At 61.5% G+C, this 24,377-nt stretch carries 23 protein-coding genes; 5 read left to right on the top strand and 18 right to left on the bottom strand.

Annotation, left to right across the window (positions count from 1 at the left end):
* Positions 1-56 precede the first annotated feature (56 nt).
* On the bottom strand, positions 57-1,208 hold the full coding sequence (locus tag FEE99_RS13065; protein WP_041479528.1) for a TDT family transporter: 1,152 nt from the start codon (positions 1,206-1,208) through the stop codon (positions 57-59).
* Positions 1,209-1,323: 115 nt separating this feature from the next.
* Positions 1,324-2,511: an MFS transporter gene (locus FEE99_RS13060; protein WP_371924053.1), complete on the bottom strand. Its 1,188-nt coding sequence runs from the start codon at positions 2,509-2,511 to the stop codon at positions 1,324-1,326.
* 103 nt (positions 2,512-2,614) lie between these two features.
* On the opposite strand from FEE99_RS13060, the gene FEE99_RS13055 reads away from it, so the two are divergent.
* Positions 2,615-3,157 (top strand): TetR/AcrR family transcriptional regulator, encoded by a 543-nt coding sequence (locus FEE99_RS13055; protein ID WP_041479530.1) that lies wholly within the window; start codon positions 2,615-2,617, stop codon positions 3,155-3,157.
* Between the two features lie 257 nt (positions 3,158-3,414).
* Positions 3,415-6,885 (top strand): hybrid sensor histidine kinase/response regulator, encoded by a 3,471-nt coding sequence (locus FEE99_RS13050; RefSeq protein WP_041479531.1) that lies wholly within the window; start codon positions 3,415-3,417, stop codon positions 6,883-6,885.
* Positions 6,886-7,455: 570 nt separating this feature from the next.
* On the opposite strand, the gene rmuC is transcribed toward FEE99_RS13050, so the two are convergent.
* Complete coding sequence (gene rmuC / locus FEE99_RS13045; protein WP_163012219.1) at positions 7,456-8,820, bottom strand: DNA recombination protein RmuC; 1,365 nt, start codon at positions 8,818-8,820, stop codon at positions 7,456-7,458.
* 175 nt (positions 8,821-8,995) lie between these two features.
* Positions 8,996-9,319: a hypothetical protein gene (locus tag FEE99_RS13040; protein WP_024012181.1), complete on the bottom strand. Its 324-nt coding sequence runs from the start codon at positions 9,317-9,319 to the stop codon at positions 8,996-8,998.
* Positions 9,320-10,228: 909 nt separating this feature from the next.
* Here FEE99_RS13040 and FEE99_RS13035 point away from each other — a divergent pair.
* The 3 genes from FEE99_RS13035 to FEE99_RS13025 all read left to right on the top strand — a co-directional run bounded on the left by FEE99_RS13035 (position 10,229) and on the right by FEE99_RS13025 (position 12,625).
* Positions 10,229-10,453 (top strand): hypothetical protein, encoded by a 225-nt coding sequence (locus FEE99_RS13035; RefSeq protein ID WP_016773719.1) that lies wholly within the window; start codon positions 10,229-10,231, stop codon positions 10,451-10,453.
* A 271-nt stretch (positions 10,454-10,724) separates the two neighbouring features.
* Positions 10,725-11,207, top strand: coding sequence for a hypothetical protein (locus tag FEE99_RS13030; RefSeq protein ID WP_041479533.1), 483 nt, complete (start codon positions 10,725-10,727; stop codon positions 11,205-11,207).
* Between the two features lie 146 nt (positions 11,208-11,353).
* The gene (locus FEE99_RS13025; RefSeq protein WP_041479534.1) at positions 11,354-12,625 is read left to right on the top strand and encodes an OmpP1/FadL family transporter; all 1,272 of its coding nucleotides are present in this window, start codon (positions 11,354-11,356) and stop codon (positions 12,623-12,625) included.
* 204 nt (positions 12,626-12,829) lie between these two features.
* On the opposite strand, the gene FEE99_RS13020 is transcribed toward FEE99_RS13025, so the two are convergent.
* The 14 genes from FEE99_RS13020 to cobO all read right to left on the bottom strand — a co-directional run bounded on the left by FEE99_RS13020 (position 12,830) and on the right by cobO (position 24,370).
* Positions 12,830-13,390, bottom strand: coding sequence for a glutathione peroxidase (locus FEE99_RS13020; RefSeq protein WP_041479535.1), 561 nt, complete (start codon positions 13,388-13,390; stop codon positions 12,830-12,832).
* A gap of 54 nt (positions 13,391-13,444) precedes the next feature.
* Positions 13,445-13,567, bottom strand: coding sequence for a hypothetical protein (locus tag FEE99_RS13015; RefSeq protein WP_256584315.1), 123 nt, complete (start codon positions 13,565-13,567; stop codon positions 13,445-13,447).
* Positions 13,564-14,772: an MFS transporter gene (locus FEE99_RS13010; RefSeq protein WP_041479536.1), complete on the bottom strand. Its 1,209-nt coding sequence runs from the start codon at positions 14,770-14,772 to the stop codon at positions 13,564-13,566. Before FEE99_RS13010 ends, FEE99_RS13015 begins: the two co-directional genes overlap by 4 nt.
* A 52-nt stretch (positions 14,773-14,824) precedes the next feature.
* Positions 14,825-15,229: a MarR family winged helix-turn-helix transcriptional regulator gene (locus FEE99_RS13005; protein ID WP_016773714.1), complete on the bottom strand. Its 405-nt coding sequence runs from the start codon at positions 15,227-15,229 to the stop codon at positions 14,825-14,827.
* Positions 15,230-15,404: 175 nt separating this feature from the next.
* Positions 15,405-16,127 carry an adenosylcobinamide-GDP ribazoletransferase gene (locus FEE99_RS13000; RefSeq protein WP_041479537.1) on the bottom strand — a complete coding sequence of 241 codons (723 nt, stop codon included), beginning with the start codon at positions 16,125-16,127 and terminating at the stop codon, positions 15,405-15,407.
* Position 16,128: 1 nt separating this feature from the next.
* A complete protein-coding gene (gene cobC / locus FEE99_RS12995; protein WP_041479538.1) occupies positions 16,129-16,704 on the bottom strand; it encodes an alpha-ribazole phosphatase family protein in 576 nt (191 codons plus the stop codon).
* Positions 16,701-17,756: a nicotinate-nucleotide--dimethylbenzimidazole phosphoribosyltransferase gene (gene cobT, locus FEE99_RS12990; RefSeq protein WP_041479539.1), complete on the bottom strand. Its 1,056-nt coding sequence runs from the start codon at positions 17,754-17,756 to the stop codon at positions 16,701-16,703. Before cobT ends, cobC begins: the two co-directional genes overlap by 4 nt.
* Positions 17,753-18,274 carry a bifunctional adenosylcobinamide kinase/adenosylcobinamide-phosphate guanylyltransferase gene (cobU, locus tag FEE99_RS12985; RefSeq protein WP_041479540.1) on the bottom strand — a complete coding sequence of 174 codons (522 nt, stop codon included), beginning with the start codon at positions 18,272-18,274 and terminating at the stop codon, positions 17,753-17,755. Before cobU ends, cobT begins: the two co-directional genes overlap by 4 nt.
* Positions 18,275-18,394: 120 nt before the next feature.
* On the bottom strand, positions 18,395-19,846 hold the full coding sequence (locus FEE99_RS12980; protein WP_041479541.1) for a cobyric acid synthase: 1,452 nt from the start codon (positions 19,844-19,846) through the stop codon (positions 18,395-18,397).
* A complete protein-coding gene (gene cobD, locus FEE99_RS12975; protein WP_041479542.1) occupies positions 19,843-20,835 on the bottom strand; it encodes a threonine-phosphate decarboxylase CobD in 993 nt (330 codons plus the stop codon). The genes FEE99_RS12980 and cobD overlap by 4 nt, the downstream gene beginning before the upstream one ends.
* The gene (cbiB, locus tag FEE99_RS12970; RefSeq protein WP_041479543.1) at positions 20,828-21,736 is read right to left on the bottom strand and encodes an adenosylcobinamide-phosphate synthase CbiB; all 909 of its coding nucleotides are present in this window, start codon (positions 21,734-21,736) and stop codon (positions 20,828-20,830) included. The genes cobD and cbiB overlap by 8 nt, the downstream gene beginning before the upstream one ends.
* A complete protein-coding gene (gene bluB, locus FEE99_RS12965) occupies positions 21,733-22,383 on the bottom strand; it encodes a 5,6-dimethylbenzimidazole synthase (RefSeq protein ID WP_024012169.1) in 651 nt (216 codons plus the stop codon). Before bluB ends, cbiB begins: the two co-directional genes overlap by 4 nt.
* Complete coding sequence (locus tag FEE99_RS12960; protein WP_041479544.1) at positions 22,380-23,762, bottom strand: cobyrinate a,c-diamide synthase; 1,383 nt, start codon at positions 23,760-23,762, stop codon at positions 22,380-22,382. Before FEE99_RS12960 ends, bluB begins: the two co-directional genes overlap by 4 nt.
* Positions 23,759-24,370 (bottom strand): cob(I)yrinic acid a,c-diamide adenosyltransferase, encoded by a 612-nt coding sequence (cobO, locus tag FEE99_RS12955; RefSeq protein WP_016773703.1) that lies wholly within the window; start codon positions 24,368-24,370, stop codon positions 23,759-23,761. The genes FEE99_RS12960 and cobO overlap by 4 nt, the downstream gene beginning before the upstream one ends.
* Between the last annotated feature and the right edge of the window lie 7 nt (positions 24,371-24,377).

The following is a 24,377-nucleotide window of genomic DNA, read 5'->3' as shown; positions in this document are numbered from 1 at the left end:
TTGTTATTGGAATCCCGCACCACGATCCAGGCCACACCTTACCTAAACTTTTCGGATTATTTCTTCAAACCTGCGATACACGGCGAGACAAACAGCTCGCCACGCCACGCGCCCTGCACGGTGCGCTTGCCGACGATCAGCCACATTGCCGCCAACAAAATCACCAGCGCCGTACCGAACACACTGAAAAATGTCAGGTTGAGGATACTTGCCAGTTTCAGCGTCGCCAGCGAATACACGCCCAATGGGAAGGTGAAGCCCCACCAGCCGAGGTTGAACGGAATGCCGTCACGCAGATAACGCACGGTGATCAGCAGCGCCATCAACATCCACCACAGACCAAAACCCCACAGGGTGATCCCTGCCACCAGCCCTAATCCTGAGGCGATTTCACCAACGCCGGGCAGACCATTCGCGGCAAAAATCGCTGGCGCCTCACCGCCCAACAGCAACATGCCCAGGGCACCGGTGCCGATCGGACCGAGGGCGAGCCAGCTCGACGCGGCCATGTTTTCGTGGGGCAGTTTGTGCAAGGCCATGCGCAACAACAGGATGGTCAGAATGCTGAACGCCACCGGCAGGGAGAAAGCCCAGAGCACATAGCTGGTGGTCAGTACGAAGAGTTGCCCATGGGCGTCGGTCAGATGCGGGGCGAGCAAGCCGCCGCTGGCCGCGGCTACTTCCGCCGCCACCACCGGCAGCAACCAGACCGCAGTCATCTGATCGATGCTGTGTTCCTGACGGGTAAACATCATGTACGGAATCAACACACCGCAGCCCAGCGACATCGCTACATCGATCCACCACAACACTTCAACGAGCTGAATGACACCGTCGCCCCAGCGCGGCAGCCCGAACAACAGAAAGCCGTTGATGATCGTCGCCAGGCCCATGGGAATGGTGCCGAAGAACATCGATACAGTCGAATGACCGAAAATCCGCTGCGCCTCGTCAAAGAACAAAATCCAGCGCGCGGCGTAGGCAACGGTAAACAGCGTAAATAACAGAATGTTGAACAACCACAGCCCTTCGGCCACAGCGCGCAATCCGGGAATGGCCAGCGGCAACTGGGCCAGCGCTAATGCCAACACACCGGTGCCCATGGTCGCGGCGAACCAGTTCGGCGTGAACTGGCGGATCACTTCGCGCGGATGCTGAAGCTGGCTGAAAGGTTTGTAGCCGGGGGTGACACTGTTAGGGCAAATCATCATGAACTCCTGTCCTCTGGTGAGGTTGAGTTCATGGTAGATCCGAATCGAATATCGATATAACGGGTAATATCTCTAACTGTTATCTGTTTTGCAGATAAGTATCTACACGCGCTTAAGGAGCGCTGCAAACTCTGCCTGTCTGTGGACGCAGACTGAGCAGCAGCGCAGCCACGGCCAGCACGATCAATACAACGCCGTAACCATCAGTGGTCGCCAGCAACCCGAAACTGCGAGCGAGATGCCCGGCCAGCAGCGCCGGCAGACAGAACGCCAGATAACTGAGCACGTAATACGCCGACATCAACCCGGCTCGCTCGTGTGGCGAGGCCAGCGACACCAGACTGCGTACCGCACCGAGGAAACCCGAACCGAAGCCGCAACCGGCGACCAGGGTGCCAAAGAAAAACAGCGACAGACTGGCGCCATGCACACCGAGCAGAATCAGCACTAGCCCGATCGGCAGCAAGCTCGCGCCCAGCCGCAGCGCCTGAGCGGCTGGACGATTGCGCATCAGGAAAATCATCAACGCACCGGTCACGGTGAGCGCCGCGACCGTAGCGCCGCCGATCAGATTGGAGGTAGAGCCAGTGGCCGTGCGCACCAACGACGGTGCCAGCGAGGCATAAAAACCTCCGAGCGCCCAGGTTGCGGTGTTCAGTGGCAGCACTCGCCATAACGTTGAACGCGCTTGCACCGGCACGTGCAGGGTCGGTCGCAACGATGCCAGCGCCCCACCTTGCCGCGAGACACTCTCCGGCAGGCGCCAGACATAAACGCCCTGCAACACGAACAACGCCAACAGCAACCAATAGGTCAGCTGCAACGGCGCCGGTGCGAATTCTGCCAGCAAGCCACAGCCCAAACCGCCCAAAGCCATCCCGAGTAACGGCGCGACACTGTTGATCAGCGGCCCCTGCTGACGGTCGGTGTCGAGCAGCGTTGCACTCAATACGGCAGTGGCCATGCCGGTGGCGAAACCTTGCAGCACCCGTGCGCTGATCAACCACGACACGCTGTCGGCATAAATGAACAGCAGCATCGCCAGCGCATTGAGCAGCACGGCACTGAAGATCACCGGTTTGCGTCCGAGATGGTCGGAAAGCGAACCAACCGTCAGCAACGCCGCCAACAGACTGAAAGCGTAAACGGCGAAGATCAGCGTCAACATCGCTGCCGAGAAATGCAGCTGATCCTGATACAAGTGATACAACGGCGTCGGCGCGGTGGAAGCGGCGAGAAAACTGAGTAAGGTAATCGCCAGAAACCACAAGCTGGACCGGTGGGAAGCGAAATTATTCAAGAGGCTGGTCATGGGCACACTCCACAAAAGCTAATTTTTTGCTTTTGCGCAGTGTGCTACCGCCCAGCGCTTAAAGCAAATTCTTTGTGTTAAGGTCTGCCGCATGGCTATTAAAGAAGGTTTACGCCCCGGTGGCCGCAGTGCCCGGGTGCAGGAGTCGATTCATTCGGCGGTCAATGCGCTGCTGCAAGAGCAGGAACGTTCCACCGTGACCGTCCCGCAGATTGCCGCCCGCGCGGGGGTTACGCCGTCGACGATCTACCGCCGCTGGGGTGATCTGGCGGCGTTGCTGGCGGACGTCGCCCTCGCCCGCATGCGCCCGGACAGCGAGCCGGCGAACACTGGCAGCCTGCGCGGCGATATCCGCGCCTGGGCCGAGCAATATCTCGACGAGATGAGCTCGGAGGTCGGGCGCAACATGATGCGCGACGTGCAGGCCAGCGCTACGCCCGGCTATTGCGTGGCGATCATCGGTGCGCAGTTGCAGACCATTGTCGATCGCTATCCGGATGAAAACACACCGAGTGTCGACCGCTTGATCAATCTGGTGGTGGCGCCGGTGGTGTTCCGGATTCTGTTTTCGGCCACGGCGCTGGAGGTGGATGAGTTGCATCGGTTGATCGATATTGCGCTGCATCTGGACTGACGCAAGCTTTGATGTAGGAGCTGACGAGTGCAACGAGGCTGCGATCCTTTGATCTTCACATCAAGATCAAAAGATCGCCGCGTGCCGCAGCTCCTACAGGATTGCGCGTCGGGCAGGATCAACGCACAAACGCAACGATCCATGCCTGCGACACCCCGCCACGCCACGACCTTGGTCGACACTGACTAACCGTCGCGCGCGTGCGAGACTGTCCGCCCGGGCAGGAGTGCCGGGGAGTCTTTTGTCGGGAGTGCTGCATGTCGTTGTCCACCGGGCTGATTGCCGTCGTTGCCCTGGCCTACATGGCCATCATGTTCGCCATCGCCTTCTACGGCGACCGTCGCAGCACGCCGTTGCCGCCGCGGGTGCGCGCCTGGGTGTACAGCCTGTCGCTGGCGGTCTACTGCACCAGCTGGACGTTTTTCGGCGCGGTCGGTCAGGCGGCGGAACAACTGTGGTCATTCCTGCCGATTTACCTCGGGCCGATCCTGCTGCTGGTCGGCGCGCCGTGGGTCCTGCAGAAAATGGTGATGATCAGCAAACAGGAGAACATCACCTCCATCGCCGACTTCATCGCCGCGCGCTACGGTAAGTCGCAATCGCTGGCGGTGGTGGTGGCGCTGATCTGTCTGGTCGGCGTGTTGCCCTATATTGCCCTGCAACTCAAAGGCATTGTCCTCGGCGTGAACCTGTTGATCGGCGCCGGCGCCGATGCCATGGGCACCCGCGCCCAGGACACGGCGCTGATCGTGTCGCTGGTGCTGGCGTTGTTCACCATCGTTTTCGGTACGCGCAACCTCGACGCCACCGAACACCACCGTGGCATGGTGCTGGCGATCGCGTTCGAGTCGCTGGTCAAGCTGTTCGCCTTTCTCGCCGTCGGCGCCTTCGTCACGTACGGGCTGTATGACGGTTTCGACGACCTGTTCAATCAGGCGATGCTCGCCCCGCGCCTTGAGGCGTACTGGAAGGAAACGATTAATTGGCCGTCGATGGTGGTGCAGACCGGCGTGGCGATGATGGCGATCATCTGCCTGCCCCGGCAATTTCACGTCACCGTGGTGGAGAACATCGACCCGCAGGATCTGCGCCTGGCGAAATGGGTGTTCCCGGCTTATCTGGCTTTGGCCGCATTGTTTGTAGTCCCGATCGCCCTTGCCGGTCAGATGATGCTGCCCAGCGATGTGCTGCCCGACTCGTTCGTGATCAGCCTGCCGCTGGCCCAGGCCCATCCGGCGCTGGCGATGCTGGCGTTTATCGGTGGTGCATCGGCAGCGACCGGCATGGTGATTGTCGCCAGCGTCGCACTGTCGACCATGGTCTCCAACGACATGCTGTTGCCGTGGCTGTTGCGCCGCAACAACGCCGAGCGCCCGTTCGAAGTGTTCCGCCAGTGGATGCTCTCGGTGCGCCGCGTGAGCATCGTGGTGATTCTCCTGCTGGCCTACGTCAGTTATCGCTTGCTCGGCTCGACCGCGAGCCTGGCGACCATCGGCCAGATCGCCTTCGCCGCGGTGACGCAACTGGCGCCGGCCATGCTCGGCGCGCTGTACTGGAAACAGGCCAACCGCCGGGGCGTGTTCGCCGGCCTCGCCACCGGCACGTTTCTGTGGTTTTACACGCTGGTGCTGCCGATTGCCGCGCACAGTCTCGGCTGGTCGCTGGCGAGTTTCCCCGGCTTGGCGTGGCTGCACAGCAATCCGCTGAACCTGCCGATTACGCCGCTGACTCAAGGCGTGGTGCTGTCGCTGGCGGGTAACTTCACCCTGTTCGCCTGGGTCTCGGTGCTGTCGCGCACGCGGGTTTCCGAGCACTGGCAGGCCGGGCGTTTCATCGGTCAGGAAATCAGCGCGCGGCCTAATGCTCGTTCAATGCTGGCGGTGCAGATCGACGATCTGCTGCAACTGGCGGCGCGTTTCGTCGGCGAAGAACGCGCGCGGCAGAGCTTCATTCGCTTCGCCTACCGTCAGGGCAAGGGTTTCAACCCCAACCAGAACGCCGACAGCGAATGGATTGCCCACACCGAACGCTTGCTCGCCGGTGTCCTCGGCGCTTCTTCGACGCGCGCTGTAGTAAAAGCCGCCATCGAAGGTCGGGAAATGCAGCTGGAGGACGTAGTCCGAATCGCTGACGAAGCCTCGGAGGTGCTGCAGTTCAACCGCGCCCTGCTGCAAGGCGCGATCGAGAACATCACCCAGGGCATCAGCGTGGTCGACCAGTCGCTGAAACTGGTGGCGTGGAACCGCCGTTATCTGGAGCTGTTCAACTACCCCGACGGCCTGATCAGCGTCGGCCGGCCGATTGCCGACATCATTCGCTACAACGCCGAACGCGGTTTGTGCGGCCCCGGCGAAGCGGAAGTGCACGTCGCGCGACGCTTGCACTGGATGCGTCAAGGCCGCGCGCACACTTCCGAACGGCTGTTCCCCAATGGCCGGGTGATCGAGCTGATCGGCAACCCGATGCCCGGCGGCGGATTTGTCATGAGCTTCACCGACATTACCGCGTTCCGCGAAGCCGAACAGGCGCTGACCGAGGCGAACGAAGGGCTGGAACAACGGGTCAGCGAGCGCACCCAGGAACTGTCGCAACTCAACGTCGCGCTCACTGAAGCCAAGGGCAATGCCGAGGCGGCCAACCAGTCGAAAACCCGTTTCCTCGCCGCCGTCAGCCACGACTTGATGCAACCGCTGAACGCCGCACGGCTGTTCTCCGCCGCCCTCTCTCACCAGAACGAAGGCTTGAGCGCAGAGGCGCAGCAGTTGGTGCAACACCTCGACAGCTCGTTGCGTTCGGCGGAAGACCTGATCAGCGATCTACTGGACATCTCCCGCCTGGAAAACGGCAAGATCAACCCGGATCGCAAAGCCTTCGCCGTCAACGAACTGTTCGACACCCTCGGCGCGGAATTCAAGGCACTGGCCCAAGAGCAAAAACTCACGTTCCGGGTGCGTGGCAGTCAATTGCGCATCGACAGCGACATCAAACTGCTGCGGCGGATTCTGCAGAACTTCCTCACCAACGCGTTCCGCTACGCCAAAGGCCCGGTGCTGCTGGGCGTGCGTCGGCGCGGTGGTGAGTTATGTTTGGAAGTCTGGGATCGCGGCCCGGGGATTCCGGAAGACAAACAACAAGTGATTTTCGAAGAATTCAAACGCCTCGACAGCCACCAGACCCGCGCCGAAAAAGGTCTGGGCCTGGGTCTGGCGATCGCCGACGGCTTGTGCCGCGTGCTCGGGCATACCTTGCGCGTTCGCTCCTGGTCGGGGCGCGGCAGTGTGTTCAGCGTCACGGTACCGCTGGCGCGCACGCAAACGCCTGCGGCGAGCGCCTCGGTCGAACCGAACAGCAAAATGCTCAGCGGCGCGCAGGTGCTGTGCATCGATAACGAAGACAGCATCCTGATCGGCATGAACAGCCTGTTGAGCCGCTGGGGCTGCCAGGTATGGACGGCGCGCAATCGCGAAGAATGCGCAGCGATATTGAATGAAGGTGTGCGGCCGCAACTGGCGCTGGTCGACTATCACCTCGACCACGGCGATACCGGCACAGAGCTGATGGCGTGGTTGCGCACGCGCCTGGGCGAGCCGGTACCCGGCGTGGTAATCAGCGCGGATGGACGCCCGGAGACCGTAGCGCAAGTGCATGCTGCGGGCCTGGATTACCTGGCCAAACCGGTGAAGCCGGCAGCGTTGCGGGCACTGTTGAGTCGGTATTTGCCGTTGTAGAAGGTGACCTTGCAGACGCCTTCGCGAGCAGGCTCGCTCCCACAGAAAAGCAAGAGCAAGAGCAAGAGCAAGAGCAAGAGCAAGAGCAAAAGATCGCAGCCTTCGGCAGCTCCTACAGTTGGACCGTCGATATCTGAGTGAAATGGTTGGTCGGCAGATTGCCTTCGCGAGCAGGCTCGCTCCCACAAAAGCAAAAGCAAGGCAGCGCAGCTGCCCGCGGCGCAGCCGCCCCACTCAACAATGAGCGCAAGCTCGAGTGCTTTTGATCTTGATCCACCGGCGACGTCGGAAGGCTGAGTGGAGGGATTGATCCGGGCGTGGGAGCGCAGCGACCGTCTGGCGCAGCCAGACACAGCGGAAGGAGGTGCAGCGAAGCAAACCGGAGCCGCTGCGCCCGGATCGATCCCGGAGCGAAGGAACCCGAGCCTGCGAGGGCCGAACGCAGGAGCAAGCCTTTTGGGTTACCTTTTTGGCGTTTGAAAAAGGTGACTCGCCGTAAGGGCGAAACCGCCAGCCGCCATCACCGCAGCAACGGATATGCCCCCAAAATCAGCCCCAAAAAAAGACCTCTTACTCAGGCAACTCAACCAACCCATCAACATCCGTCATCGCCCGCTCCAGCAAATCCGCCGGCAAGCTCTTGCTCGCCCGCGCACCGAGCAACTTCAACTGCTCACTGCGGCTGACCAGATTACCGCGCCCCTCTGTCAGCTTGTTACGCGCTGAGCTGTAAGCCTTGTCCAGTTGCTGCAGACGATTGCCCACTTCGTCCAGATCCTGAATAAACAACACGAACTTGTCGTACAGCCAACCCGCGCGCTCGGCGATTTCCCGGGCGTTCTGGCTCTGCCGTTCCTGCTTCCACAGACTGTCGATCACCCGCAGCGTGGCCAACAGCGTAGTCGGGCTGACGATCACGATATTGCGGTCGAAAGCGTCCTGAAACAGCGAAGGCTCAGCCTGCAACGCAGCGGAAAATGCCGCTTCGATCGGTACGAACAACAAAACGAAATCGAGGCTGTGCAGGCCTTCCAGACGCTTGTAATCCTTGCCGGCCAAACCTTTGACATGATTGCGCAGCGACAATACATGCTGCTTGATCGCGATCTGTCCGAGGGTGTCGTCATCGGCCGCAACATATTGTTGATAGGCCGTGAGGCTGACTTTCGAGTCGACCACGACTTGCTTGTCGCCGGGCAGATAAATGATCACATCGGGCTGGAAGCGTTCCCCGTCCGGGCCTTTGAGATTGACCTGGGTCTGGTACTCGCGGCCCTTCTCCAGACCTGCATGCTCAAGAACGCGCTCGAGGATCAGTTCGCCCCAATTGCCTTGGGTTTTCTGGCCCTTGAGCGCGCGGGTCAGATTGGTCGCTTCGTCGCTCAGGCGCAGGTTCAACGCCTGCAAACGCTCCAGCTCCTTGGCCAGCGAGAAGCGCTCGCGGGCTTCGGCCTGATAGCTTTCTTCCACGCGTTTTTCAAAGGACTGAATGCGCTCTTTCAACGGATCAAGCAACTGCCCGAGCCGCTGCTGGCTGGTTTCGGCAAAGCGCTGCTCACGCTCATCGAAGATCTTGCCGGCCAGCTCGGCGAATTGCGCGCGCAGTTCATCGCGTGAGCCTTGCAGGTCGTTGAGACGTTGTTGATGGCTTTCCTGTTGCTCTCGCAGTTCGGCACTCAGCGAGGCAGCGTGGGCGTCGAGGCGGCGCAACTCAGCGTCCTTGTTGGCGCGTTCGAGGTTCCAGGCGTGGGAGGCGTCGCGGGCGTCATCGCGCTCGATCTGCAGCAATTCGACTTCACGGCGCAGGGCGGCGAGGTCTGCCTGTTTGGCGGCATTGGCCTGGCCGAGATCGGCGATTTCATCGCGGCTCGCTTCAAGCTGCGCGGTGAGGCCGTCCTGGGCCAGTTGCGCCATGGCCAGGCGCTCCTCGAGCAAGGCCAGATCGGCCTGGGCATTGCTGGCCCGGCGTTGCAGTTGCCAGGCCAGCGCCAGCAGCGGCACCCCTGCTGCCGCAAGACCAAGCAATATGCTGGTCAAGTCCATAGCCATAGCGACTCCTGCCAATCGGATAAAGCCTGAAGGTTAACCAAGGTGTCTGGGCTTGGACAGCTCAGTCTTCGATCAGACCGAGTTCCTGTTGCGCGCGACGGTCACCGGCGCGGGCGGCCTGACGCAGCAGCTCCTGGCCGATACGCCGGTCACGGGCATTGCCGCACTCACGGCAGATCAATTGGCCGAGACGGCTTTGTGCGGCGACCACGCCTTCGCGGGCCGGTTGCTTGAGCAGGCGGCCCGCGAGGTGTTTGGCGCTGGGGCTGTCGCTCAGGCGCGGCGCATCGAGCAGCCATTCAGCCACACGCACGGAAAAACGCTTGGGAGCGGTAACAGAGGTCGGATTGGAGGTAACAGAGTCTGATACTGAGCGAAACTTCATAAAGCACTGCGGGACAGATCGGAAGGCGCGCCACTTTACTCTCTTTTTCTTACAGGTAAAGTCGAAAAAAACCCGGCACGCCCGTGCTAGAGCAAGCGCTAGGGACAATCCACAGAAGCTGTGGATAAGTCAGTGGACAACCGCTCTGTGATCCTCGCAAAGCCTTATAGAATGGGGCTCGCAGTCAAACTGACGATTTTTTCACCAACAAAAAAAGACGATATTTTTCATTGACTTAAACTTTTGATACAGGCAGCGACTGGAGTCAGGATCGATGTGACAGTCGCGTTACGCTCTGCGCAACTAATGTGCACAAGTACCTGTGCGCCGGTTATATACGTGCGCTTTTTCGGGTCATTTTGCGCAGCTGCGAACGCCCGAAAGGCTCTGCGAAAAGCATGCACGCCGACGGGCGGTGTGACACGAACCTTCCGTGCGAAGCTTTTTTCGTCATGTGGTTTGCTTCGCCCGAACGAATCCGTTACTATCCGCGGCGTTAGTACCAAGCTGAAAGTCAATTCCGGTCGAACATCTCCCACGGTCAACTTCCAACAGGAAGACACTGCCGAAAAAAGCGGGAACGACCCCTCGATGGTTTCCAGGTAACTCTTGCGACGACGCTGCCTTTGAACGAAAGCAAAGGGCGTTGCGAAGAACACTTACTCTGACCGAACCAACCTGCAAATTGATCAGGATCTTCACCCCGGGCCCAGAACCTTTGCCCTCGCTGTGATGCCTGTCCTCCTAAGTACCTACCTGCCAGCCCAAGCGCGCTCACTTATCAGCGCTTCAAACTGGCTGCTTTGTTCCAGTCGGGTTCTTCGTTCGATCAATGGTGATCAACGTTACTGGAACGTTTTAACGTTGCACGGTTCTTATCCGTGTCATTTGTAGGAACACCTAATAACTATGTCTACTCAAATCCAGACTCAGGATGCCATTCGCACCCTAACCAACGCTTTTGCTCCAATGAACTGCCTGATCATGGCCGCTCGCAAAGGCTGCTTCAGCTTCACCGTGGTCAATGAACACGGTATCGCTCGTCACAGCGAGCGTCTGTACCCCGATCAATACTCCAGCGCCGAACCGCTGCAGGCCGTGATCGAGCGTACCCGTCAGGCACTGGTTGCCTGAAAGCCGGACAGGCTGCAAAAGCAAAGCCCTGCTGAAAAGCGGGGCTTTTTATTGCCTGATATTTCACTTTTAGCGCAACGCTTCTAAGCATGTTCCGATCTAACGCCCGGGATGCGATGGCGGAAATATTTTAAAAACAGGCCTTTACACGCTGAATATGACACTACACTTCAACTCAAGCGGCTTGACCCGCTTGCGGCGAGCCTGAGTCGATCCACTGCTGCCAAGGCCTCTTCAGGACTCGCCCTCAACAACAAGAACCGAGGGTGTTATGGGTATCGCTGCCAGCGAACTGTGCCGCTATGTGATTCGTCCCACGTTAATCTATCTGGGACGCCACTGCGCAACCGCCGAATCCCTGCTGCTGGGTATCGCTGCCAGCCAATCCGCCCTCGGCTCTGCCCTGCACGACCGCCGTGGCCACGGCCTCTACCGGATTGCCGAGCATCGCCATCAGGCGCTCTGGGACGATTATCTGGCGCTCGATCCGGAGCGCGCCAGCCTGGTGCGCGGCCTCGCCAGTCAGCATGCATTCCTCAGCGGTCCGCATCTGGAACTGACCGTCAACCTGCGTTACGCCACGGCCATCGCCTGGCTGCTGGTAGAAGAACAAAACCCCACCCTCCCCGCTCCGACCGACCTGCTCGGCATGGCACGTATCTGGCGCCAGACCTTTCAACCGCAAGGCCGTTTGCGCGACTTCACCTGCGCTTGGCAAACCTGTGTTTCACCGCTGAATCAGGTCGCTTGCTGACCGGGCGGTTTCACAAGTTCTCGCAACAAGTCGCCATTTTGGTCGGATTGTCCTACAAAACCGCTCTAACTCAAGGCATACAGGCTATAGCGCTGGGACGAAAATGTTGGTAATTTTCGCCCCGGTGATCATCAGGAGTTCTAATAATGAAAAAAGTCATGCTCAAAACCACCCTTAGCCTCGCCGTTACCCTTGCCTCCACACAAATCTTCGCGGCAGGTTTTGCCCTCAACGAACAAAGCATCAGTGGGATGGGGACTGGTTTTGCCGGGCGATCTTCTTCTGCCGACGACGCAAGCACTGTTTATGGCAACCCGGCCGGCATGGCGCGCATCAAGCGCGAACAAGTCACCGGCGGCGTCGCCCTGGTCGACGCGCATACCGATATCAGCGATACCAGCTCCAGCCCGAACGGCGGCAGCAACAAAGGCGACATGGTGCCCCTCACTGCCGTACCGATGGGCTTCTATGTAAAACCGATCGATGATCACTGGGCATTCGGCCTCGGTGTGTACGTGCCGTTCGGCCTGATCACGGATTATGAAAGCGGCTTCGCCGGTCGTTATTTCGGCAGCAAGTCGGAAGTACAAGTCATCACCTTCCAGCCAACCGTCAGCTACGCCTTCAACGACAAGGTGTCGATCGGTTTCGGCCCGACCATCAACCGCATCGATGGCTCGCTGGAATCCAACCTATCGATCTCTCAGGCTTTCCCGGATGGCAAGGTCAAGATCAAGGGTGACGACACCGCGCTGGGTTACAACGTCGGCTTGCTGGTCCAGGCCACCGACACTACCCGTGTGGGCCTGACCTATCACTCCAAGGTCGATTACAAGCTCGAAGGCAACACCAAGGTCAACTACAACGTGCTGGGCCTGACGGGTCTGGGCGCCAATCAGAAATACGACGCTTCGCTGAAGATCACCACGCCGGAATCCGTGGACCTGTCGGTCACCCAGGCGATCAACGATCGCTGGAACGTCTACGCCGGCACCACCTGGACCCGCTGGAGCCAACTGGAAAAGATCACCGTAAAGAACTCCGGCGTGCAGCCTCTGCTGGCCGGTCAGTTCGGTTCGATCAACGAAGACCAGAACTGGCATGACTCCTGGGCCTATGCCGTGGGTACCTCGTACCAGTTGAACAAGGAATGGGTCCTGCGTACCGGTCTGACCTTCGACCAGTCGCCAACCAATAACGAAGACCGCTCGCCGCGTATCCCGACTGGCGACCGCACCATCTTCAGTATCGGTGCCGGCTGGAGCCCGACCGACGACCTGACCATCGACGTCGCGTACTCGTACCTGAAAGAAGAGTCGGTCAACATCCGCAACGAAAACGCGCGTGGCCAGACTTACGATGCCAAGTATGAAAACTCGGCAAACGGCTTCGGTGTCGGCGCGACATACCGCTTCTGATGCACTGTGGCGAGGCTAAACCCTCGCCCACGAAAAAGCCCCGCTCTCTTTACAGAGGCGGGGCTTTTTCATGCCTGGGCATCGAACAAACCGGTAGGAGCTGACGAGTGCAACGAGGCTGCGATCTTTTGTTCTTGAAATTCCAGGATCAAAAGATCGCAGCCTCGTTGCACTCGTCAGCTCCTACAGGACCATCAAAAGGCTTCAGGGCTTCAGCGGTTTGGAGGCAATGGCCTTTTCGATCGCGGCAATAAACTCGGGGTCATCCGGTTTGGTCAAACTGGAAAAACTCGCCACGACCTTGCCCTGCCGGTCGACCACGTACTTGTAGAAATTCCACTTCGGCGCATTGCTCTGCGCGGCCAGCACCTGGAACAGATGCGTGGCGTCATCGCCGCGAACCTTCTGCGGCTCGGTCATGTTGAAGGTCACGCCATAATTGGCGTAGCAGACCTTGGCAGTTTCCGCGCTGTCCTTGGACTCCTGCTTGAAGTCATTCGACGGCACGCCGAGCATTTCCAGCCCCTGATCCTTATAGCGCTTGTTCAGCGCCTCGAGGCCTTCGAACTGCGGGGCGAAACCGCAGAAGCTGGCGGTATTGACCACCACCAGCGGCTTGTCGGCGTACTGCTTGCACAGATCGATGGATTCCTTGGCGCGCAGCTTTGGCAACGAGCCTTGCAGCAGCTCAGGACAGTCGGCGGCCTGGGCCAGGCCAGTCAACGCCATCAGCAACGCGGGAACAGCACACCAGCGCATCAACATGTCGAATTTCCTTGGGCAGTCATCAGGCTTCGACGTTACTCGCCACGCTGCCATCTAGCAAATGCTCATGCCCAACTGCATCAGCGCCAGACCGCCGCGTTGCCAGCCCCACCACACCAGCGCCAACAGCGCTGCAGCCAGTGCGGTCAGCGCGAATCGCGCGCAGATCCGGCTCATGCTGCGCTCGCCGCAGCTTGCAGGCGCGCCACCGGACGCTCGCGCACCGGCCAGTTCAGCGCCGCCGCGAGCAGGCTCAAGAGAACCGCCACTTGCCAGATCAAGTCATAACTCCCGGTTCGGTCGTACACCACCCCGCCCAGCCAGCCACCAAGGAACGAACCGAGCTGATGGAACAGAAAGACAATGCCACCGAGCATGGACAAATTGCGCACGCCGAACAAGGTCGCCACCGTACCGTTGGTCAACGGCACCGTCGACAGCCACAGGAAGCCCATGGCCATGCCGAACAGATACGCTGTGGTGGTGGTCGCCGGCAACCACAGGAACAGCACGATCACCACTGCGCGCAGTAGATACAACGCCGTCAACAGTCGCGGTTTGGACATGCGGCCACCGAGCCAACCAGCGGTGTAAGTGCCGAAAATGTTGAACAGCCCAATCAATGCCAGCACCGTGGTGCCGACACTGGCGGGCAGATGCTGATCCACCAGATACGCTGGCAAGTGCACGCCAATGAACACCACCTGAAAACCGCAGACAAAAAAGCCGAACGCCAGCAGCCAGAAACCGGAGTGCGAACAGGCCTCACGCAGCGCTTCGGAAAGAGTCTGTTCATGGCCAAGCACCGGCAGGGGTTTATCCTTGAGCATGCTCACCAGCGGCACAATCATCGCCACCAGCAGGCCCAGCACCAACAGCGCGGCCGACCAGCCGAGCCAGCCGATCAAGCCGAGGGTGCCCGGCAACATGGCGAACTGGCCGAACGAACCGGCAGCACTGGCAATACCCATGCCCATGCTGCGTTTCTCTGGCGGCACAGCACGACCCACAACACCAAGAATGACCGAAAACGAAGTGCCCGAAAGACCGATACCGATCAGCAGACCGGCACTGAGTGACAGAGTCACTGCCGAATCAGACAGGCCCATGCACACCAGGCCCGCCGCGTAGAGGATCCCACCGACCAGCACCACTTTCGCCGCGCCGAAGCGGTCAGCCAGCGCGCCGGTGAACGGCTGCGCCAGGCCCCAGATCAGGTTTTGCAGGGCGATGGCGAAGGCAAACACTTCGCGACCCCAGCCGAACTGCGCGCTCATAGGCGACAGGAACAGACCGAACCCGTGGCGCACGCCCAATGACAACGCCAGGATCAGCGCACTCCCCAGCAACACCCAACCGCACGTACGCCACATCGATGTCATTGTTATTCTCCAGTCACGGGTATATACCCGCTTGAGCGCGAAAAAACCGGCGTCAGGCCAGTTCGTCGAGCAGTTTGAGCAAGGTTTCGCGCTTCTCGGCACCGAGACGGTCGATCAGTCGCTGTTGCGCCGCTTCCCACGCCGGCAGTGCCGCTGCCAGCCGCTGCACGCCGGTTTCAGTGAGGCGCACGATGCGGTTGCGCATGTCCTCGCCTTCGGCCAGCGCCACCAGACCTTCGCCCTCCAGCACACGCAAATTGCGCCCGAGGGTGCTGCGATCCAGGCCCATGGCCTCAGCCAGTTCGGAAATGCTCGGTTGCTCCAGCCGCTGCAGATTGCACAGCAGAGAATACTGGGCAACGTTGATCCCGAAGCCATCGAGAGCGCCGTCGTAATGCCTGCTGACGCCACGCGCGGCGCGACGCAGGTTGGTGCATAAACACTGAGAAGGAAGCATGATGCGTGTATATACCCGCGAGTGTGTTAAATCAAGTTACAGATGAGTTTACTCTGAACATCATTTTTGCCGGAGAGGCCGTCTTCGCGAGCAGGCTCGCTCCCACAGGGGATTGCATTTCGAAGGTGGGAGCGAGCCTGCTCGCGAAGGAGCCGGCATCATCTACGCAAATCCTTCAGACCAAAGCGAGCCCCACCAACACCCCCATCTCCAGCAATTCCAGCAACGCCCCTGCCGTATCCCCGGTAGCCCCGCCCAACCGCCGCATCATCAATCGCCGCAGCCAGACAAACCCAACCAGCGAAATCAGCACCGCGCCGATACCCGCGATCAACACGCAGCCCAGCGCACTCAACCCCAGCACCCACCACCCCGCTTTACGCGGCAGATGATCGGCCAGCGCCTGACCCAAGCCACCCGCACGCACATACGGCGTAGTCAGAAACAACCCCAACAGCGCCGCTCGCCCGAGCACCGGGACGATGATCAGCGTCAGGGTATGCCCTTGCTCGATCAGCGCCAGCAGCGCGGCGAATTTCAGCAACAACACCAGCACCAGCGTGACCACCGCGATCGGCCCGCTGCGCGGATCTTTCATGATCGTCAGCGTACGTTCACGATCACCAAAACCGCCGAGCCAGGCATCAGCACTGTCGGCCAGGCCATCGAGATGCAGCGCGCCGCTGAGCAATACCCACACGGTCAGCAACAGCGCCGCATGGAGCAACATCGGCGCGCTGGCCAACAACAGATTCAACGCATAGAGGATCAACCCGAACAGCAATCCCACCAGCGGATAAAACAGCAGCGAACGGCCAAGCTGTTGCGGCTCAGGCATGCCCGGCAGGCGAATCGGCAGGCTGCTGAGAAACTGCAAGGCGATCCACAGCGGTAACATCTCAGTGACCTTCCTTGAGCGCGCCGTCAGCCTCGATAGTCAGCGCAAACAGCGCGCCGTGGCCGACTTCGACATTGAGCAACTGTTCGCGCGGCAGACCACGTGCCTGCGCGAGCAACAAGCGCATCACGCCGCCGTGGCTGACCAGCAGAATCCGTTCGCCGGCGTAAGCCGCCTGCAACCGCGCGACCGCCGCCAACACCCGCGCGGAAAACGCGCTGACCGGCTCCCCCTGCGGTGGCGTGAAGCCATAGGGATCAGCCCAGAACAGCCCCAGCGCTTCGGCGTCCGTTTCCATCAACGCCGCCGCGCTCTGCCCTTCCCACGCGCCGAAATGCAGCTCTTGCAGATCCTTGTCCAGATGCACGGACAGGTTCAATTGCTCACCGAGTTCGGCGGCGAAGCGCGCGCAACGCTGCAATGGCGAACTGACAATTCGATCCCACGGCCCGCCGTCGACCACCGCTGCACGCATCTGCGTCCAGCCGTTTGCGGTCAGCGCATCGTCGAGACTGCCGCGCAAGCCGCCGCCGAGTTCCGTTTCGCCGTGACGCAGCAGATCCAGGCGCAGGCTCATGCCGGGCGATCCGCCACGGCCGCTTCGGCGAACGTCGCCATTTGCCCGTGCAGGTCACAGGCCAGACGCAACAACGGCACCGCCAACGCTGCGCCACTGCCCTCGCCCAGACGCAGGCCGAGCTCGAGCAGCGGCTCGGCGCTCAAGGTTTCCAGCACATGACGATGGCCCGGCTCGGCACCGCGATGGCCGAACAACAGCCACTGGCGACAGGCCGGATTCAAGCGCACCGCGACCAGCGCGGCGACCGTGCAGATAAAGCCGTCGACCAGCACCGCAATGCCTTCCTGCGCGCAGGCCAGAAAAGCGCCGACCAACGCGGCAACCTCGAACCCGCCGAGATTGAACAACGTATGCAAGGCATCGCCACGCTGTGCGGCATGCAGCGCCAGCGCGCGTTCGATGACGTGCGCCTTGTGGCTGACGCCAGCGGCATTCAGCCCGGTACCGGGGCCGGTCAGGTGCGCCACCGGGCAATCGAGCAAGGCACAGGCCAGCGCACTGGCCGCCGTGGTATTGCCGATGCCCATCTCGCCGCCGATGAACAACTGCGTGCCGGCGGCTTTCGCGCGCAAGACGCTGTCGCGACCGGCCTGCAAAGCCAATTCGCCCTGCGCCTGAGTCATCGCTGCGCCCTGGACGAAATTCGCCGTTCCCGCGCCGATGTTCAGATGGCGCACGCCGGGCAAATTCAGCGTCGGATTCACCGTGCCCAGATCGACCACTTCCAGTTGCGCGCCGAGCTGACGTGCCAGCACGCTGATCGCCGCGCCGCCGCTGACAAAGTTGAGCAGCATCTGCCCGGTGACTTCCTGCGGATAAGCCGATACGCCTTCGGCTACCACGCCATGGTCGCCAGCGAAAATCGCGATCCAGACTTGATCCAGCGTTGGCTTGAGCTGACCTTGCAGACCGGCCAGTTGCACGGCCACCGATTCAAGGCGCCCCAACGAACCGGCCGGTTTGGTCAGTTGCTGCTGGCGCTCGGTCGCTTGCGCGATGATGTCCGAGTTCACGGTTTTGCACGGGTTCAGCCACCAGGTCGGGCTCATAACGCAGGTCCTTTCAAAGTCAGGGGCAGGCCGGCGACGGTCAGGACAACTCGCTGACAACGCTCGGCCAGAGCTTGATGCAGCCAACCGGCTTCATCGACATAGCGGCGAGTCAATTCGCCCAGCGGCACGACACCCATTCCGGTCTCGTTGCTGACAAAGATGATTTCACCCGGCAACGACGCCAGGCAGTCGAGCAAGGCTTCACGCTCGGCGGCGAGACGTTCGGCGTCGTCGAGCATGAGCAGATTGGTCAGCCACAGGGTCAGGCAATCGACCAGCAGGCAGCGCTCGGCGCCGGCGGATTCGCGCAGCACGCGGGCCAGTTCCAGTGGCTCTTCGATCAACGCCCATTCGACCGGGCGGCGCGCGCGGTGATGGGCGACGCGCTGGTTCATTTCGCCGTCGAGCGGTTGGCTGGTGGCGATGTAGGTGACCGCCAGATGGCTGTCGCTGGCGAGTTTTTCCGCCAGACGACTCTTGCCGGAGCGGGCGCCGCCGAGGATCAGTTGGAGCATGGGTTCATCCAAAAAAGTGTGGTAAGGCAGCCGGCCCCTTCGCGAGCAGGCTCGCTCCCACCGTTGATCGCAGTTCCCTGTGGGAGCGAGCCTGCTCGCGAAGAGGCCAGTCCAGACAACTCAAATCCCGCAGAGCTGCCGCAACAGCCCGGTATCCAGATGCTTCTCCACCAGATCCGCCAGCCGCTCGATGTCGCGTTCGCGCAAGCCGTGGTAATCGACTTCCTGCACATCACTCAACCCGGCCCAGCGCAGCAACGCCGCGCTCGCCTCGGGGGATTCGAACAAGCCATGCAGATAGGTGCCGAACACCTGACCATCGGCACTTTGCGCACCATCGCAACGACCGTCGTCCAAATGTACCGCCGGGTTTTCCAGTGCCGGTCCGCTGGTTACGCCAGCATGAATTTCGTAACCGCTGACTGCGGCGCTTTCCAACGCCAGCCGCCCGCGCACGTTGCGCAATTGCTTCTCGGCTTCGAGTTGCGTTTCGAACGCCAGCAGCCCCAGACCGGCGCTGGAGCCGGCAGCGCCTTCCAGCCCAAGCGGATCGTGTACTTGCTCACCGAGCATCTGCAGACCGCCGCAAATCCCCAGCACCTTGCCGCCGTAGCGCAGATGCCGATTGATCGCAGCGTCCCAGCCGTTGGCGCGTAGATAAGTCAAATCACTGCGCACGCTTTTCGAGCCCGGCAGGATGATCAGGTCGGCGGCGGGAATCGCCTGCCCCGGGCCGACAAATTGCAGATCCACCTGCGGATGCAGACGCAGCGGGTCGAAATCGGTGTGATTGCTGATGCGCGGCAGCACCGGCACCACTACTTTCAAGACCTGTTCGGCCTTGTCGGTCTGGCGTTGGTCGATGCCGTCCTCGGCTTCAAGGTGCAGGTCCATCACGTAGGGCAACACGCCGACCACCGGTTTGCCGGTGCGCTGCTCCAGCCAGTCGAGACCCGGTTGCAACAAGGCGATATCGCCGCGAAAGCGGTTGATGATGAAGCCTTTGACCCTCGCCTGTTCGCTCGGCGAGAGCAATTCCAGCGTGCCGACCAAATGCGCAAACACGCCGCCGCGATTGATGTCGGCGATCAGCAAAACCGGGCAATCCACCGCCTCGGCAAAGCCCATGTTGGCAATATCGCCAGCGCGCAGATTGATCTCCGCCGGCGAACCGGCGCCTTCGACCATCACCAACGGATACGCCGCGCTGAGCCGCGCATGGGAAGCGAGCACCGCTTGCATCGCGATGGCCTTGTAATCGTGATAGGCAACGGCGTTCATCGTCGTCACCGCACGGCCGTGAATGATCACTTGCGCGCCGGTGTCGCTGTTGGGCTTGAGCAATACCGGATTCATATCGGTATGCGGTTCAAGACCGGCCGCTTGCGCCTGCACTGCCTGCGCGCGGCCGATCTCGCCGCCGTCAGCGGTGACTGCGCTGTTGAGCGCCATGTTCTGCGGCTTGAACGGCACCACCGCCACGCCCTGGCGGGTGGCCCAGCGGCACAACGCCGTCACCAAAGTGCTTTTGCCGGCATCAGACGTGGTGCCTTGCACCATCAGAGTGGTCATGGGTGGTCCTTGGCGAATGCTTGCAAAGCCTGTTCGAGACGCAGCGCTTGCGCGGCATCCGCTGGCAGGCCGAAACGCACACTGCTGTTGTGGCTGAACAGGCGCAGGAGGATGCCGCGCCGGGCGAGGAATTCGTGCAGCGCTTCGGCGTGCTCGGTGATCAGCCACTGAAACAGCGCGCAGCCACCCTGCGGTGCAAAACCGCAACGGGTCAGCAGGGCCACCAGCCGTTCGCTCGCTTCATCGCTACGAATCCGCTGACGGGTGTGACCCTCGGTGTCTTGCAGGCACGCCGTACCGAGTACCCGCGTCGGCCCGCTCACCGCCCACGGCCCGACCTGTTCGGCGAGCAGTTTGAGCAACTTGCGCTCGGCCAGAACGAAACCGAGGCGCACCCCGGCCAGACCGAAAAACTTGCCGAACGAACGCAACACCACCAGCCCGACCTGATGCGCATAGGGCGCCAGGCTCAGCTGCGGCGTGTTGTCCATGAACGCTTCGTCGACCACCAGCCAGCCGCCGCGTTGCGCCAGCCGCGCATGCCAGTCGAGCAGGCGTGCCGGGGTCAGGCTGAGGCCGGTCGGATTGTTCGGATTGACCACCACCAGCACATCGAGACTGTCGAGAAAGAACTCGACTTCCTGCTCGAGCACTTCACGGACGATGTAACCGCTGCGCCGCCAGGCTTCGGCATGCTCGGCATAGCACGGCGACAACACGCCGACCTTGCCGGCCCGGCGCAGACGCGGCAGCAACTGGATAGCCATTTGCGAGCCGGCCACCGGCAGCACCTGCGCGGCGCCGTAGTAATCGCAGGCGGCCTGTTCCAGACCGTCGTCGGTTTCCGGCAAGCGCGCCCAGGCGCGCAGCGGGATCTCCGGGATCGGGAACGGCCACGGCGCGAGGCCGCTGGACAGGTCGAGCCAGTCGGCTTCGGCAATCCCGTAATCGAGTGCAGCCTTGCGCAACCGGCCACCGTGCTCAAGCATAAAATTCCGCCCCCAGGCAAAGCATCAGCAGCCATAACCATACGCCGCGCTGGACCAATTGCCAGCCACGGTCAATGGAATCGGCATCCGCCGGCGCACCTTCGCCCAGTTGTGGGCGCTCATGCAGTTCGCCGTGATAGATCGCCGGTCCACCCAACTCGACGCCGAGCGCACCGGCACCGGCCGCCATCACCGGGCCGGCGTTAGGGCTGTCCCACTGCGGCGCTTGGGTGCGCCAGCACTTCAGCGCGAGGCGGGTCTTGCCCAGTAGCGCGTAGGTCAACGCCACCAGACGCGCAGGAATGTAGTTCAACACGTCGTCGATTTTCGCCGCCGCCCAGCCGAAACGTTCGAAGCGTTCGTTGCGATAACCCCACATCGCATCGAGGGTATTGCTCAAGCGATACAGAACCACGCCCGGGGCGCCGGCGACGACAAACCAGAACAGCGCAGCGAACACCGCATCGCTGCCGTTCTCCAGCACCGATTCAGTGGCGGCACGGGCCACGGCAGTGCTGTCGAGTTCATCGGTCTGGCGGCTGACCAGATAACCGACACGCTTGCGCGCCTCGTCCAGATCATCGGCGCGCAACGCAGCCGCGACCGGCGCGACATGTTCGCCGAGGCTGCGCATGCCGAGGGCGCAATACAGCGCGAGAATCTCGACAATCCAGCCCACATAGGGCGCCCAGGAAAATGCGGTGGCGAGCAGAGTCAGCGGCAGCACCGCGAGCACCCACGCGGTCACACCATGGCTGCGCCAGCCACGGCCGCCGGCGTTGAAGCGTTGCTCGATGCGCCCGGCAAAATTGCCGAACGCCACCAGCGGATGCCAGCGTTTCGGTTCACCAAGCAGCGCATCCAGCGCTACTGCGGCGACACTCAGCAACGCCACACTCATTGACTCACTCCCCAATAATTTTCGTACAGCAACTCGTTGAGCGGCCGCGCCTGCGCCCAGCCTTCAAGTACCAGCATCGGCGCCGGATAGAATTCCTTGACCGGGCCGAGACACAACACCGCCAGCGGCTTGGCACCGGCCGGCAACTTGAGCAAATCCGCCAGTGCCTGCGGTTCGAACAGCGAGACCCAGCCCATGCCCAGGCCTTCAGCGCGGGAGGCCAGCCACAGATTCTGGATCGCGCAGGACAACGAGGCCATGTCCATTTCCGGCAACGTGCGCCGACCGAAGATGTGTTTTTCGCGATCGTCCATCAGCGCTGCGACCAGCACTTCGGCGCAGTCGTTGATGCCTTCGACCTTGAGTTGCATGAACTCATCGCTGCGCTCGCCAAGGGCTTCGGCGGTGCGGATGCGCTCTTCTTCCACCAGATCGCGGATCTGCCCGCGCAGAGCACGATCGCTGATACGAATGAAGCGCCAGGGCTGCATCAGACCGACGCTCGGCGCTTGATGAGCGGCTTCGAGCAGACGACGCAGCAGTTGCGGCTCGACGCTGCCGCCGGTGAAGTGGCGCATGTCGCGGCGTTCGGCGATGGCCTTGTAGACCGCCGCGCGTTCGGCTTCGGAGAATGTGTTGTCGGTCATGGCCCTTTCGCGAGCAGGCTCGCTCCCACAGGGTTCAGGTCATCCATTGTGGGAGCGAGCCTGCTCGCGAAGGCGGCCTCACTATCTGGCGCAAACAATGCCGCAATCGCAGTCGGATTCGACGGGAAATAAAAATGCACATAAGAAGCCGTCATCCGCCCCTCGCGATAAACCGCCTCGGCCCCACGCCCGCCATTAGGACTCACCCCCCGGGCAATCGGCGTCAGCTCGGTGGTGGTCAGCGAATGATGATAGGTATGCCCACGCAACTCCCCTTCCGGCAATTCAACCGCCTGCAACGCCAGCGCCGCGAGACGCTTCTGCATCACCGCATCGCCCTTGAGCAAACCGACCAGCTCAGCACGGGTGCCTTCCACGTCAGTCAGAGAATCAAGCAGATAAAGCATGCCGCCACATTCAGCGAGCAACGGCTTGCCCGCCGCATGGTGCGCGCGGATCGCCGCCAGCATTGAAGCGTTTTGCGCCAGCGCGACGTGATGCAACTCTGGATAGCCGCCCGGCAGATACAGGCTGTCCGCCTCGGGCAATTGCGTGTCGCGGATCGGCGAGAAGAAGCGCAATTCAGCGCCCATCGCCCGCAGCAGATCGAGACTGGCGCCATAGGTGAAGGCAAAGGCTTCATCGCGGGCAACGGCGATGCGCACACCTTTTAATAGAGGCTCTGCGGCGATGAGGTCAGGCGCGGCGAATTCTACGGCCGGTGGCAGCGCGACCTCGCAACTGCTGGCCAGCGCATCGGCGGCCGCGTCGAGGCGCAGATCCAGATCATTCAATTCGCTGGCCTGAACCAGGCCGAGGTGGCGGCTCGGCAATTCGATACCGGTTTCGCGGGACAGCGCACCGTACCAGCGCAGACCTTCGGTGAGGCTGCCTTCGAGTAATTGCGCATGGCGCAAGGTGCCGACGCGGTTGGCCAGCACGCCAGCGAACGGCAAGTCCGGCTGATACTTCGCCAGGCCCAGCGCCAAGGCGCCAAAGGTCTGCGCCATGGCGGTGCCGTCGATCACGCCGAGCACCGGCACACCGAAGTGGCGCGCCAGATCAGCGCTGGATGGCGTGCCGTCGAAAAGGCCCATCACGCCCTCGATCAGAATCAGGTCAGCCTCGGCGGCGGCTTCCCACAACAGCCGGCGACTTTCCTGCTCGCCGACCATCCACATGTCCAGTTGATACACCGGCGCACCGCTGGCGCGCTCGAGGATCATCGGGTCGAGAAAGTCCGGGCCGCATTTGAACACGCGCACCTTGCGCCCCTGATTGCGATGCAAACGGGCGAGTGCGGCGGTGACGGTGGTCTTGCCCTGACCGGAGGCCGGCGCGGCGATCAACACCGCGGGGCAGTGACGTGGTGGCTTCAAAGTTCGACGCCTTTCTGCGCTTTGATCCCGGCCTGGAAGGCGTGCTTGAGCATGCCCATCTCGGTAACCGTGTCGCCCATCTCGATCATTTCCGGCTTGGCGCCGCGACCGGTGACCACCACGTGCTGCATCGGCGGGCGCGCTTGCAAATCGCTGAGCACCTGATCGAGATCGAGGTAGCCGTGCTTGAGGGCGATGTTCAATTCATCGAGCACCACCAGACCGATCGAAGGGTCGCGCAACAATTCACGCGAGACTTCCCAAGCGGCGGTCGCAGCGGCGATGTCACGCTGGCGATCCTGGGTTTCCCAGGTGAAGCCTTCGCCCATGACGTGGAAACGCACTTGCTCGGGGAAGCGGCGGAAAAACAATTCCTCGCCAGTGCTGTTGCGGCCCTTGATGAACTGCACCACGCCGCACTGCATGCCGTGGCCCATCGCGCGGGCGAGCATGCCGAACGCCGAGCTGCTCTTGCCTTTGCCGTTGCCGGTCAGCACCAGCACCAGGCCACATTCGTCGGGCGAGTTGGCAATGCGTTCGTCGATCACGGCTTTCTTGCGCTGCATGCGCGCCAGATGGCGTTCGTCACGCTCGGGGGAATCAGTCATGGGGGGA

Source organism: Pseudomonas sp. ef1, from assembly GCF_007293365.2.
GTDB lineage: Bacteria > Pseudomonadota > Gammaproteobacteria > Pseudomonadales > Pseudomonadaceae > Aquipseudomonas > Aquipseudomonas siliginis.
This window is presented reverse-complemented; position numbering and strand designations above follow the sequence as displayed.